Below are 12,743 nucleotides of genomic sequence, written 5' to 3' on the forward strand. Positions count from 1 at the left end.
AAAATCATATCACCAGTTGTCGCGGAACCATTGCACCGCCCGCTTCAACGAGCGGGCCGGATAGCGATCAACCGGCAATTCGAAGTCCCACCATTCGTCCTGCGGATGCGCCGCGAAAAGCGACAGGCCCACGGCCCCGGCAAATCCCGGCCCGGTCGCGGCCTGCGGCAAACCGTGCACGCGCAGCGGACGCCCCAAACGCACCTGCTGCCCAAGGATCTTGGACGCCAGGCCATCAAGCCCGGGGATCTGCGATGCGCCGCCTGTCAAAACGATCTGCTGGGACGGCAAATGGTCAAAGCCCGCAGCGTCCAACCGAGCACGCACATCTTCGAGGATTTCCTCAACCCGGGGACGCATGATGCCGATCAATTCGGTTCGGGACACCGTGCGACGATCATGTTCCCAGTCGCCGGTTTCCCCACCGCATTCGATCATCTCGCGGTCGTCCATGCCCGTGGCCTGAACCCCGCCATAGAATGTCTTGATCCGTTCAGCTGTCGCCATGGGCACTTGAAGTCCCATGGAAATATCGGAAGTTACATGGTCGCCGCCCATCCGCACGCTGTCGGCATAGATCATGTGCTTCTTGATGAAGATAGAGATCCCCGTCGCGCCGCCCCCCATGTCGATACACGCCGCGCCGAGCTCTTGCTCGTCTTCGACCAGAGCCGCGATGCCAGAGACATAGGCCGAAGACGCCAGGCCCGCGAGCTCCAGATCACAGCGCTTGACGCAATGGGCGAGGTTCGCCACCGCCTGCGCCTGCACCGTAAGCATGTGCATGTCGCAGGACAGCTCTGTGCCGATCTGGCCGCGCGGATCAATCAAACCCGAACGATGATCCAGGGCAAAGTTTACCGGCTGCGCGTGCAGCACTTCCCGGTCGTGGCCAAAGTCCGGCGCATCACAGGCTGACAGCACGCGGGCCACGTCCTGCTCATCCACCGTGACGCCCATGACATCCACCTGCCCGGCCAAGCCATAGCTGCGCGGATCAGCACCGGCGAATGCGGCAATCACGTGATCGACGCGAATGCCCGCCATCTTTTGCGCGGCCTGAACGGCTGTGCGAATGGCGCGCTCGGTTTCCTGCATGGCGCTGATCTCGCCAAAGCGGACACCGCGCGATCGGGTCGTCGCGGCACCGATCACGCGGAAACCGCTCTGCCCCGCCAACGAACCAATGCCGTCGTCACGTGCCTCCGTCCCGTCGAAGCGCAGGACAAGACAAGCAACCTTGGACGTCCCCACGTCCAGGATGGCCACCACGCCCCGTTGCATCGCCGCGCGCCGCATATTCCGCATCGCGCGCTGGGATTCGTATAGCTCGATCATTGCCGCTGCCCCGTTCTGTTCAATTGCCCGTTCCCAGGCCTGCCTCGATCAATTTGATACGCCACATCTGTTGTGTGGCCTGGTCTGTCATTCGGATCACCGGCCGCCGTGGCAGCCGCAGATCCACAACCGTCAGGTCGCGCGCCAGCAGGTCCACCTGCGGCGCCATCGCCATGGCGATCACTCTTTCCAAAGCTTGAACCGGTTGTTTTTCCGGCAGCATGATACGCTGGTCACGGTCCAGGACAACATCCCAACGGCGCGCCCCGATGCGTTCAAACCCGCGCAATCGCATCTGAATGGGACCGCTCACCGACCAAAGACGCAGAGCCTGCGCCACGGCATCCTCGGAGGCCTCGCCCGCAATCACGGGCAGATCCGGACGGTCGCCACGTGAATTCGCCGGGCCAACCAATACGCCAGCCTCGTCAAGAAGACGCAGCCCATCCGCCGTACGCCAAAGTACGGCTGGCTTGCGCTCATCCACATCAATCTGCAGAACGCCGCCTTGGCGAATGCGCACCTCAACCGAGCGAATTGGATCCAGCCCCCCAATCCGCGCCTGCATCTCTGAAAGGTCGACATCGAAGGAGCTGATCGGAAAGTTGTATGGCAACTCGGCGCGGATCAGTTCGGCAACCGGTTCAGAGGCGCCATCGATGGCCATCAATTTGACCTGAAATTCGGGACGGCTTTCCACTGCTGCACGCACGTCAGCGACCATCAGATTGAAAGCTTCACGGTTGTTTTCAACGGAAAACCACGCTGAAACACCGCCAACCACCACCGCAATGGGCAGCGCAACGCGAAGCGCGAAGCGAAAGATCGGGGTCAGCATCAGCCGTTCCAGCCGGTACTTCAGTCGGCTGGCGGTGGGGTCGAGCCGCGCCATGCCCATATCCGGCATGTCATCATTGCTCGGCTCCGGCGTGACCTCCAGGTCACGTTCGTTGCGGATCACCTGTCGCAAGATGCGTCCTCCACCATCCATGCGCAAAACTGGCCAAAGCTCATCTCATGCAGCGCAGCGTGTTCGGGCGACAGTGAGGTCGGTGTCATACCGGGCTGGGTGTTCGTTTCCAGCAAAACAAGCCCGTCGATGCCTTTGGCATCGTCCCAACGAAAGTCCGTTCGGCTGACACCGCGACAGCCCAAGGCCCTGTGGGCGCGCAAGGCGTAGTCCATGCAGGCTTCGGTTATGCCATTTGGCAATTCTGCCGGGCAGACGTGGCGCGACCCGCCGGACTTGTATTTCGCATCGTAATCGTACCAGCCGTCAGTGAAAATCTCTGTCACTCCCAGAGGGCTGTCCCCCATAACCGTACACGTTAATTCGCGTCCTGGGATAAAGGCCTCCACCATCACCGTATCCGGCATTTCGGGGCCAAGAACAGGCGGTCCGTTGGCCGCGTCATGCACAAGATAGACGCCGACCGAAGAGCCTTCGTTGTAAGGTTTCACGACGTAAGGCGGCGGCATCACGTGAGCCGCCATAACGCACGTCTTTGATTTAAGAAAACTATCCGCAACAGGCAGATTGGCCATGCGATAGGCGGTTTTCGTCTTTTCCTTATCGATTGCCAAGGAAGAGGCAAGCACCCCGGAATGTGTGTAAGGCACGCGAAGCCACTCAAGCAAACCTTGAATGCAGCCATCCTCACCCCACCGGCCATGCAGTGCATTGAAAACCACGTCCGGGGCGATCTTTGCAAGACGCTGGGCCACATCGACGCCAGCGTCCACTTCGAACACCTCGTATCCTTCGCCCCTCAAGGCAGCGGCACATTCCCGACCGGAAACCAGCGACACCTCGCGCTCAGCTGAAGGTCCGCCTTTCAGTACCACAACCTTCGGGAGTGTCCTGCTCGACATCCCAAAATCGCCTTTTGCCCGGGGGTTGTCCCCCATGTCATCTATCGACCTGCCTGTGGTCGTGCCCCCGTCCGATGTTCTTATTCTGGATCATGAGGCGGTTTTCGACCTGCAGCAGGCAAATCACCCGGCAAGCCTTGCCACATCTTAGCCGCATTCCCAGCCCATGGAAAACCCTTTTTCGTTAATTAGATACCGATGACTCCATGGGAGCACACCCAGCGTACCCGGGTCCGTGCACTACCTGCGGATATCACGGCGCTACTATGCTGAAGTCGACCTAAATCGGCCGGAAAAGCCTAAGGTTCGCCAACTCGGATCACCTCCCAGACCAGATCCAAGCCAGAGGTTTCACGCACTTTCTCGCGAACCTCTTCGCCCAAGCGTTCCAAATCGGACGCCGTAGCATCCCCCGTATTCAACAGAAAATTGGAATGCTTTTCAGACATCTTGGCGCCTCCGCGACGGGCTCCGCGCATGCCAGCGTCATCGATGACCTTCCAGGCCTTCAGCTCATGTGTGTCATCTGCTTGGCCCGTGGAGGAAAATCCCGCCGGATTCCGAAACGTGCTGCCTGCGGTGCGATCCTTCACTGGCTGGGTTTCATTCCGCTTCGCCAACTGCTCCTCCATTCGAACCGCCAGCACATCCGGGTCGCCTGACGGCGCCTGGAACACGGCCTCTACCAGCACTGCGCCCTCGGGGAGCACCGAGGAACGGTACCCAAAGGCGAGGTCCTCGGGTGAGAGTTTTACCACATCGCCGGTACGTGTGACTGCTGTCGCTTCGACCAAGACATCTGCCACGTATGATCCATAACACCCCGCATTCATCCGTATGGCCCCACCGATAGTGCCCGGTATCGTGCGCAAAAACCCGAGGTCCAGCCCCGCGGCGGCCGCCCGTTTCGCAACATGCGCGTCCAAAGCCGCGGCGCCGCAGCGCACTCTGCCGCCGGCGATATCGATTTCATTGAAGCCACGCCCCAAGCGGATGACCGCGGCACGCAGACCACCGTCCCGCACGATCAAATTCGACCCCACGCCCATCGGAAAGACCGCGATCTCGTCAGGTAACGCGCTCAAGAAGGTGCACAAGTCATCAAGGTCCGCTGGTTGAAAGAACCAATCAGCGGGTCCGCCGACACGAAGCCACGTCAGATCGTTGAGCGGGCGCTGGGGCGTCAAGCGCCCCCGAATTTCGGGCATATCCATCATGGCAAAACTGCTATCCCGGCGCTACGTCCAAAGCAATAACCACACGCATAATAGCCTACGCCTGCGCGCTGCCACAACGCCATGTCGGGAGAGAATTATCCGCCCTCTGGCCCCGAAATCACGCGTTTTCCCCAACGTGCGAAGTATACCAAAGGCCAGCGCAAGACGCTCATCCCGCCCACCAATATGACCAAACCGATCCACGGGCCATTTTGATATGTAACGAAGCCGACCAAAGGAATGCCCAGACCGATCAGCACATAAGCGCGCGTCCAATGATTGTCGCTTGACGGGATCATTGCGGCCAGATTGGCCAGCACTGCCCACAGGCAGGCAAGTGTTAAAGAGAGCGTCATGGCTCACCTCCGGTTGCCCCCTCAGGCTGCGGTCAGTGTGCCAGCAACCGGGCTTTCACACAAGCCCGCCGACCAATGCAATTGCAGACAACAGCGATCCAACCACCGGGGGTTAAAGTTGGGACCAAGGAAGACGTATCGTTCGCCCATGAAACGAAAAAGGGGCCGCTGACGGCCCCTGAATCAGTCATTGGCTGCTCTCTACTTCGACAACCGATCCGGAAGGCCATTCGCCCAAGCAGAGATCGTCCCGGCCCCGAGGCAAACGACCATGTCACCTGGCCGCGTCTGCTCACGAACCAACCGCTCCAGATCGTCTTCGTTCATGACTGCGCGCGCGTGACGGTGACCATGCCGTACAAGACCCGCAACAAGATCGTCGCGCGATGCACCCGGTATGGGCTCTTCTCCAGCGGAGAAGACCTCCGCAATCGCGACCACATCTGCCTCGTTGAAACAGGTGCAGAACTCTTCGAAGTGATGCGACAGGCGCGAATACCTGTGCGGCTGATGCACGGCGATGACACGTCCCTCACAGGCCTGGCGCGCGGCCTTCAAGACAGCCGCGATTTCGACCGGGTGATGACCGTAGTCATCAATGATTGCGACGCCATTCACTTCGCCGACCTTTGTGAAGCGCCGGTTCACGCCCCCGAAAGCGGCAAGCGCCGTGCGGATCTCATCGCCTGACATACCCAGATGTCGCGCCACAGCAATGGCCGACAGAGCATTGGAAACATTGTGATCGCCCGGCATGGGCAGCACCATGCCCTCGATCACCTCACCCGATGCCTGAAAATGTACATCGAAATACGCCTCGCCGCCTTTGTAGGTCAGGTTTACAGCCCGGACGTCCGCCTGCGTGTTGAAACCGTACGTCACAATACGGCGATCCGTGACGCGCCCAACAAGGGTCTGAACCTCAGGGTGATCGGTGCAGCAGACGGCCAAGCCATAGAAGGGAATGTTCGACACGAAGTCGTAAAAGCCCTGACGCAAGTTCTCGATCGAGCCCCAGTGCTCCATATGCTCCGGGTCGATGTTGGTCACGATGGCAATCGTCGCGGGCAGACGGTTGAAGGTGCCGTCAGATTCATCTGCCTCCACCACCATCCACTCGCCCTGCCCCATCCGGGCGTTTGAGCCGTATTTGTGAATGATGCCGCCGTTCACAACAGTGGGATCAAACTGGCCGGCATCAAGCAGCGTCGCCACCATGGTTGTCGTGGTGGTTTTGCCGTGGGTTCCGGCAATGGCCACGTTGGATTTCAGGCGCATGAGTTCCGCCAGCATCTCTGCCCGGCGGACCACGGGCAAGCCGCGGCGACGCGCCTCGTCCAGCTCCGGATTGCCGGGTTTGATGGCAGAGGAAATCACGACGACTTCGGCGCCATCGAGGTTCTCGGCGCGCTGTCCTTCGAAGATCGTCGCCCCCATCTCTGCCAGGCGCGTCGTGATCTTGGAGGCCTTCAGGTCGGACCCCTGGACAGTGTAGCCATGGTTCACCAACACTTCGGCAATGCCGGACATGCCGATGCCGCCAATCCCGACGAAGTGGATCGCCCCGACGTCCCCGGGCAGCTTGGTTGCTCCAATCATGCGCGCGCCCCGCTCATTCTCCAGATCTTTCATATGCTGCCCTTTCCTCAGAGTCATATCCGGCCAGTTCTTCGACCAGCGCGGCCAGATGCGCTGCCGCATCGGGTTTTGCCACACTCAATGCCGCTTGCGACATCCGAATGGCACCTTGTTCATTTGACAGGATCGCCTCGATGGCGTCCCGCAGGCTCTCTATCGTCAATTGCGTCTCAGGGATGCGGATGGCGGCCCCTGCCTCCACCAACGCCTGGGCGTTGACCGTTTGATGGTCGCCGGTGGCAATTTTCAGAGGGATCAGGATCGAAGGCCGCCCGATCACCGAGATATCAGCCACCGACGATGCACCAGACCGCGAGACCACTAGCTGGGCTTCGCTCATCAAGGCAGGCAGGTCATGGAAAAATGGCTGCACGTCGGCCTGCACACCATTCTCCGCGTAATAGGTGGCGACACGTTCGCCATCCTCGTCCCGCGCCTGATGGTAAACACGCAGATTTCCGACCATGTCCAGTTCGAGCGCCGCGATGGCGGGCGGCACCACATCGGACAGAATGCGCGCGCCTTGCGAGCCGCCGATCACCAGCATCGACATCGGGTAAGGTCCCGGCGCGATATAGCCGGCCGCCGCGCGTTCGTGCACTGAGGCACGGACGGGGTTCCCTACATGCACGCCTTCGACGCCGTCGGGCAATGCGGTGGGCCAGGTGCCGCAAGCAACGCGATCGACCTTCTTGGCGAAGAGTTCATTCACCCGGCCCAGCACGCCATTTTGCTCATGGATCATGCGCGGACGTCGCAGCACCCAGGCCGCCGTCAGGGCGGGGATGGATGGATAGCCCCCAAAGCCAACGACAGCGGCGGGCTTGTCCCGCGACATGCGCAGGATGGCCGAAAACACGCCCCCCGCCACACGAAATGGCACCATCAGTTTGGCCAGCGGACCACCACGTGAAAAGGTTGCGGAGGTGACTTGTTCGATCTCGACGCCATCAGGAAATGCGCCAGTGTAACGGGCTCCGCGCGCATCCGTGGACAGCTTGACCCGCCAGCCGCGGGCCAGCATTTGCTCTGCCAAGGCCTGAGCGGGAAACATATGCCCACCAGTGCCTCCAGCTGCCATCACCAACAGAGGCGCTTGCTCCGTCATACCGTCACTCCCTCGACACGTATCTGCGGCCACTTATAGGAGTCCCGCAGGTCCGTCCACCAATGGTAGAATCAGACGGGATCAGCGGCGTCCCCCGCGCAAGATATCGCCGATTTCGCCTTGCGGACGCGTGCGCGTCAGCGCCAGCAACATGCCGACCGCTATGCCGCCTGCAATCAGGGACGAGCCGCCGTAGCTGACAAACGGAAGGGTCATGCCCTTTGCCGGCAGAAGGCGCACGGCCACGCCCATGTTGATCATCGCCTGCACGCCAAAGATCGCGGCGAGACCTGTTCCTGCCAAGCGGATGAACGGGTCACGTTCGCGCATCAGCCGGATAAAGCTGCGGACCACGATGGTTGAATACAGGGCCAGCACGAACATCACCATGACGAGGCCGTATTCTTCGGCGGCAACAGCAATGATGAAGTCGGTGTGCGCATCGGGCAAAGACCATTTTACCGTGCCTTCGCCGACTCCCACCCCGAGAAACCCGCCCTCTCGGATGGCGTTGGTCGCATACCCAAGCTGTGTGGTCGGGTCGACCTCGGGATTGAGGAAGCCGTCGATGCGGCGCGCGAAGTGTTCGGATGCATTGTAGAAAAAGGTCCCAGCCATGACGACAACGCCAGCCAGCGTGGCCAGCAAGACCATCGGCGCCCCGCCGACAAACCACATCACAGCCCAGCTGAACAGGATCAGCGACGCCTGCCCGAAGTCCGGCTGCATCGCCAGCATCAGAACAATCGCAACCATGATGACAAAGGAGTAAAGCCGTCCGGGAGGGCCGCCCAATTCCTGCCCCGCAGCCATCAGCCAAGCGGCCACGATGATGAAGACCGGCTTGAGGAACTCAGACGGCTGCACCGAGGCAAAGCCCAGCGAGTACCACCGCGTGGCCCCTTTGCCGAAGTCCGTGCCCAGAATGGGCAGGAAGGCCAGGGCCACAAACGCGAGGAAGAAACCGACAACGGCCATACGCCGCACCATCAACGGCGTCATGAGCGACGTGACAAACATCGTGATCATCGCCAAACCGCCGAAAAACGCCTGTCTTTGCACATAGTGGAACGTCGCGAGACCATTGCGCTCGGCAAGCGGCACAGAGGCCGCCAGTCCCAAAAGCAACCCCACCGCAAAGAGGATGAGGATGCACGACAAGCTCCACCTGTCGACCGTGCGCCACCATTTGGGCAACACAGGTTCGCCGCCCGCAACGGGCATTGCGCCATAAACCATTTCTGTCATGAGGACACCGCTCAACTGCCTCGGAAAAGCCCGGTTTTCCGGGTCTACCCTTGAGCATATCGCAAATTGCTGCCACAGGCCAGACAAAAGGGGACGCTCGGGGACCGTACTTGTGCAGGTGCACTATGCACATCCGGATACGGACCGCGCGCGGGTGTCTCAGGACAGGTTCCGAAGAATTTTGGCCAAGTCAAAGCAGGTGCGTTAACATGTCGAAAGCCACGCGATACGAGACCATCATTCTTGGCGCTGGTGCTGCTGGGATGATGGCGGCGGCCCATGCCGGTCCGGGCGTTCTGGTGATCGACCACGCCAAGGCGCCGGGTGAAAAGATCCGCATCTCCGGCGGAGGGCGCTGCAATTTCACCAATATGGATGTGACTCCGGCCAACTACCTGTCGGAGAACCCGCATTTTTGCAAATCTGCCCTGGCGCGTTACAGCCAATGGGACTTCATCGAGCTGGTCTCGAAACACGGGATCGCCTGGCACGAAAAAACACTCGGCCAGCTGTTCTGCGATGGCAAAGCCACCCAGATCATCGACATGCTTCTTTCCGAGATGAACAGAGCCGGTGCAGAGCTCTGGCTGCGCACCAGCGTCGTGGACGTCGCGCATCGTGACGGCAGATTTACGGTTGTTTTGGAACGGGAAGGCCGTCGGGCAGAGGCGACCGCAGCAAACCTTGTTTTGGCCACCGGCGGCAAATCCATTCCGAAGATGGGCGCCTCTGGCCTTGCCTACGATCTGGCGCAACAGTTCGGGCATGACCTGGTCGAGACGCGGCCCGCCCTGGTTCCGTTCACTTTCGACAAGGGCCGCTTTGGCGATCTGTCCGGCACGGCCCTTCCCTGTCGCCTGTCGAATGATCGCGCGCAGTTTGCCGAGGCGTTGCTGTTCACCCACAGGGGGCTATCCGGGCCGGCTGTTCTGCAACTTTCGAGCTATTGGCGCGAGGGGGAGGAGATCGTCGGAGACCTCGCCCCCGGCGTAGATGTGGCCGAGACCCTCAAGCAGGCGCGGCAGTCCAATGGCAGGCGTGCGCTCACCACGGAGCTTTCCCAGATATTGCCGTCGAAACTTGTGAGCCTTCTCGGGCAAACGCATGACCTGAAAGGCAATCTTGCAGATATCCCCAACGCGCGGATGGATGCACTGGCAAACGTTATCCACAACTGGCGCGTAAAGCCCACAGGCACCGAAGGATATCGCACCGCCGAAGTGACGCTGGGCGGGTTATCCACAGAAGGATTGGACAGCAAAACCCTGATGTCCAAGCATCTTCCGGGCCTCTACGCCATCGGCGAAGCGGTCGACGTGACCGGCTGGCTCGGTGGATATAATTTCCAGTGGGCCTGGGCCTCCGGCGTCGCCGCCGGAGCCGCCATTCGGGAGGCGTAGGTCAGGACTTTAGTCCGACACTCCCAAGGCCTTTTGCACACAAGCGATGAAATCCTCGCCACGCCGCTCAAAGTTGTCGTATTGATCGAAACTAGCCGCGGCCGGTGCCAAAAGCACAACCTCGCCCGGTTGCGCATCTGAAACGGCACGCTGAACGGCCACCTCCATCAACCCGCAAATTTCTGCGTCAACCTGAGACAATCCGAGCGCAAATCCCTCGGCCTCCCGTCCGATCACGTAGGCTTTTGCAACACGCTCCAATCCCGGCGTCAAAGCGTCCAAACCACCCTCTTTCATCAAACCGCCGCAAACCCAGCGCACCCGGTCAAAGGCCAGAAGTGCCTTCAAGGCCGAGTCCACGTTTGTCGCTTTGGAATCATTGACGAAAATCACGCCGTTCGCCTCTGCGATACGCTGCGACCTATGTGGCAGGCCGCCGTAGCTGCGCAAACCCGCTTCGATCTCGCGAGGGCCAAGCCCCAACGACCGACACGCCGCCCAGGCCGCGCAAGCGTTCTGATGATTGTGCGCCCCCGGCAATCCCGCAATATCGCGCAGATCGACTGAGCCGACCTGACGCCCTTTGCGCCACTCCGCCAAAAACCCTTTTCGGGCAAAGACATACCACCCCGGGCCAGTGAGCTTTGTGGTGGCGATACGGATCACGCGATCATCGCCTCTTCCCTCGGACAGTTGACCGGCCAGAAACTGCCCCTCGACCTCATCGACGCCGATCACGCAACGGTCCGGACCACCTTCGGCGAAAAGCCTACGCTTCGCAGCAAAATATCCCCCCATCCCGGCGTGGCGATCCAGATGGTCTGGCGACAGATTGGTAAATACGGCCACATCCGGTGTCAGGCTTCGTGCAAGCTCCGTTTGGTAAGACGACAGCTCAAGCACGACGACACCGCCTTCAGCGGGAGGATCAATGTCCAGAACCCCGCGTCCGATATTCCCGGCCAACTGGCTCTGCCGTCCCGCTTGGGTCAAAATGTGATCTATCAAGGCCGAGGTGGTGGATTTGCCGTTTGATCCCGTCACCGCGACCACACGGGGCGGACGATCATATTCGTCGAAGTTGACACTAAACGACCGGAAGAACAGCCCAATGTCGTTATCCACAGCAACACCGGCTTGCAAAGCACTGGCAATGACCGGATTCGGGGCCGGGTAGAGATGCGGGATACCAGGTGATGTGACCAGGCAGGCCACGTCGTCGAACGCCCCGTCACGGGTCAGGTTTCGCGCCTCGAACCCTTCGGCCTCGGCCCGCTCGCGCGCACTTGGCGTATCGTCCCAGATCACGACGTCCGCCCCTCCGGCACGCAAAGCTCTCGCCGCTGCAAGGCCAGATCGACCCAATCCCAAAACGGCCACAGTCGCGCCGTCGAATCCTTGAACCGGTATCATGTCCTACCCCCGTTCACGACTGCGGCCCGAGACGTGCCCGGGCCGCTCAAAATTATCCAAATGTCTCAGCGTACTTTTAGCGTGGCGAGACCAATGATGGCGAGGATCAGGGAAATAATCCAGAAGCGGATGACAATCGTTGGCTCCGCCCAGCCCTTCTTCTCATAGTGATGATGGATAGGCGCCATCAGGAAGACACGTTTGCCCGTACGCTTGAAATACAGCACCTGAATGATGACGGACATCGCCTCGACCACGAACAGGCCGCCCACGATGCCAAGCACAATCTCGTGCTTGGTCGCCACCGCGATCGCGCCCAGGGCGCCACCCAATGCCAACGACCCTGTGTCGCCCATGAAAACCGCCGCTGGGGGCGCGTTGTACCAAAGGAAGCCAAGCCCTCCGCCGACAACGCCAGCAGCAAAGATCAGGATTTCGCCGGTGCCGGGCACGTAATGCACGTCAAGATATTCGGTAAAGTCAACGCGACCAACGGCATAGGCAATCACGCCCAGCGTCGATGTCGCGATCATCACCGGCATGATCGCCAAGCCGTCCAGCCCGTCCGTCAGGTTGACCGCGTTGGCGGCTCCCACGATCACAATCATGACGAAAGGGATGAAGAGGAAAGACATGTTGATCAACGTGTCTTTGAAAATCGGCAGCGCGAGTTGATAGCTCAACTCTGGCGGATGATACTGTGCTGCCCAAAAACCAGCGACACCGGCGATCAAAAAGCCAAGCAACAGCCGCACCTTACCCGGCACGCCCGCGGTGTTCTGCTTGCTGACCTTGGCGTAGTCATCCGCAAACCCGATGGCGGCAAAGGCCATCGTGACGAAGAGCACCATCCAGACAAAGGGATTGTCCAGCCGCGCCCACAGGAGAGTCGACGTGACCAAGGCGCCAATGATCAACAAACCGCCCATGGTCGGTGTGCCCGCCTTGACGAAATGCCCTTCGGGGCCATCGGTACGGATCGGTTGACCTTTGCCTTGCCGTTTGCGCAACACGTTGATTAACGGCAGGCCAAACAAGAATCCAAAGATCAGAGCCGTCAAAAATGCGCCGCCTGCGCGGAAAGTGATGTACCTGAAAAGGTTGAAAAAATCACCGCCATCACTCAGTTCGGTCAGCCAATACAGCATGGCGA

General features: G+C 60.3%; 11 protein-coding genes. 1 reads left to right on the top strand and 10 read right to left on the bottom strand.

The genetic code is table 11. The features are described 5' to 3' along the window. Window positions 1–9: 9 nt before the first annotated feature. From ftsA to ftsW, 8 genes are all read right to left on the bottom strand, one after another. Complete coding sequence (gene ftsA / locus GGQ68_RS03915) at window positions 10–1,338, bottom strand: cell division protein FtsA (protein ID WP_183963133.1); 1,329 nt, start codon at window positions 1,336–1,338, stop codon at window positions 10–12. Window positions 1,339–1,357: 19 nt separating this feature from the next. Continuing rightward, on the bottom strand, window positions 1,358–2,299 hold the full coding sequence (locus GGQ68_RS03920) for a cell division protein FtsQ/DivIB (protein ID WP_343055867.1): 942 nt from the start codon (window positions 2,297–2,299) through the stop codon (window positions 1,358–1,360). Beyond that, the gene (locus GGQ68_RS03925) at window positions 2,296–3,210 is read right to left on the bottom strand and encodes a D-alanine--D-alanine ligase (protein ID WP_183963135.1); all 915 of its coding nucleotides are present in this window, start codon (window positions 3,208–3,210) and stop codon (window positions 2,296–2,298) included. Before GGQ68_RS03925 ends, GGQ68_RS03920 begins: the two co-directional genes overlap by 4 nt. Before the next feature lie 299 nt (window positions 3,211–3,509). Next, entirely contained in the window at window positions 3,510–4,427 is a 918-nt protein-coding gene (gene murB / locus GGQ68_RS03930) for a UDP-N-acetylmuramate dehydrogenase (RefSeq protein ID WP_183963137.1), read from the bottom strand. Between the two features lie 95 nt (window positions 4,428–4,522). Further along, the gene (locus GGQ68_RS03935; RefSeq protein ID WP_183963139.1) at window positions 4,523–4,783 is read right to left on the bottom strand and encodes a DUF2484 family protein; all 261 of its coding nucleotides are present in this window, start codon (window positions 4,781–4,783) and stop codon (window positions 4,523–4,525) included. Window positions 4,784–4,984: 201 nt separating this feature from the next. Continuing rightward, window positions 4,985–6,382, bottom strand: a complete 1,398-nt coding sequence (gene murC / locus GGQ68_RS03940; RefSeq protein WP_183964055.1) for a UDP-N-acetylmuramate--L-alanine ligase — start codon at window positions 6,380–6,382, stop codon at window positions 4,985–4,987. A gap of 13 nt (window positions 6,383–6,395) precedes the next feature. Then, the gene (gene murG / locus GGQ68_RS03945; protein ID WP_183963141.1) at window positions 6,396–7,529 is read right to left on the bottom strand and encodes an undecaprenyldiphospho-muramoylpentapeptide beta-N-acetylglucosaminyltransferase; all 1,134 of its coding nucleotides are present in this window, start codon (window positions 7,527–7,529) and stop codon (window positions 6,396–6,398) included. Between the two features lie 81 nt (window positions 7,530–7,610). Then, a complete protein-coding gene (gene ftsW / locus GGQ68_RS03950) occupies window positions 7,611–8,777 on the bottom strand; it encodes a putative lipid II flippase FtsW (RefSeq protein WP_183963143.1) in 1,167 nt (388 codons plus the stop codon). A gap of 209 nt (window positions 8,778–8,986) precedes the next feature. On the opposite strand from ftsW, the gene GGQ68_RS03955 reads away from it, so the two are divergent. Continuing rightward, the gene (locus tag GGQ68_RS03955; protein ID WP_183963145.1) at window positions 8,987–10,177 is read left to right on the top strand and encodes a BaiN/RdsA family NAD(P)/FAD-dependent oxidoreductase; all 1,191 of its coding nucleotides are present in this window, start codon (window positions 8,987–8,989) and stop codon (window positions 10,175–10,177) included. Between the two features lie 9 nt (window positions 10,178–10,186). Here the strand turns inward: GGQ68_RS03955 and murD are convergent, their stop codons facing one another. Both murD and mraY read right to left on the bottom strand, forming a co-directional pair. Beyond that, window positions 10,187–11,590, bottom strand: a complete 1,404-nt coding sequence (murD, locus tag GGQ68_RS03960) for a UDP-N-acetylmuramoyl-L-alanine--D-glutamate ligase (RefSeq protein WP_183963147.1) — start codon at window positions 11,588–11,590, stop codon at window positions 10,187–10,189. A gap of 65 nt (window positions 11,591–11,655) precedes the next feature. Continuing rightward, window positions 11,656–12,738 carry a phospho-N-acetylmuramoyl-pentapeptide-transferase gene (mraY, locus tag GGQ68_RS03965; protein WP_183963149.1) on the bottom strand — a complete coding sequence of 361 codons (1,083 nt, stop codon included), beginning with the start codon at window positions 12,736–12,738 and terminating at the stop codon, window positions 11,656–11,658. Window positions 12,739–12,743: the final 5 nt, after the last annotated feature.

It is taken from the genome of Sagittula marina, assembly GCF_014196795.1.
Lineage (GTDB): Bacteria > Pseudomonadota > Alphaproteobacteria > Rhodobacterales > Rhodobacteraceae > Sagittula > Sagittula marina.

What these genes read in the sequence shown, in the direction of transcription:
- ftsA (WP_183963133.1), bottom strand. Translation starts at nt 1,338, where the DNA reads ATGATCGAGCTATACGAATCCCAGCGCGCGATGCGGAATATGCGGCGC.
- GGQ68_RS03925 (WP_183963135.1), bottom strand. Translation starts at nt 3,210, where the DNA reads ATGTCGAGCAGGACACTCCCGAAGGTTGTGGTACTGAAAGGCGGACCT.
- murB (WP_183963137.1), bottom strand. Translation starts at nt 4,427, where the DNA reads ATGATGGATATGCCCGAAATTCGGGGGCGCTTGACGCCCCAGCGCCCG.
- GGQ68_RS03935 (WP_183963139.1), bottom strand. Translation starts at nt 4,783, where the DNA reads ATGACGCTCTCTTTAACACTTGCCTGCCTGTGGGCAGTGCTGGCCAAT.
- murC (WP_183964055.1), bottom strand. Translation starts at nt 6,382, where the DNA reads ATGATTGGAGCAACCAAGCTGCCCGGGGACGTCGGGGCGATCCACTTC.
- murG (WP_183963141.1), bottom strand. Translation starts at nt 7,529, where the DNA reads ATGACGGAGCAAGCGCCTCTGTTGGTGATGGCAGCTGGAGGCACTGGT.
- ftsW (WP_183963143.1), bottom strand. Translation starts at nt 8,777, where the DNA reads ATGACAGAAATGGTTTATGGCGCAATGCCCGTTGCGGGCGGCGAACCT.
- GGQ68_RS03955 (WP_183963145.1), top strand. Translation starts at nt 8,987, where the DNA reads ATGTCGAAAGCCACGCGATACGAGACCATCATTCTTGGCGCTGGTGCT.
- murD (WP_183963147.1), bottom strand. Translation starts at nt 11,590, where the DNA reads ATGATACCGGTTCAAGGATTCGACGGCGCGACTGTGGCCGTTTTGGGA.
- mraY (WP_183963149.1), bottom strand. Translation starts at nt 12,738, where the DNA reads ATGCTGTATTGGCTGACCGAACTGAGTGATGGCGGTGATTTTTTCAAC.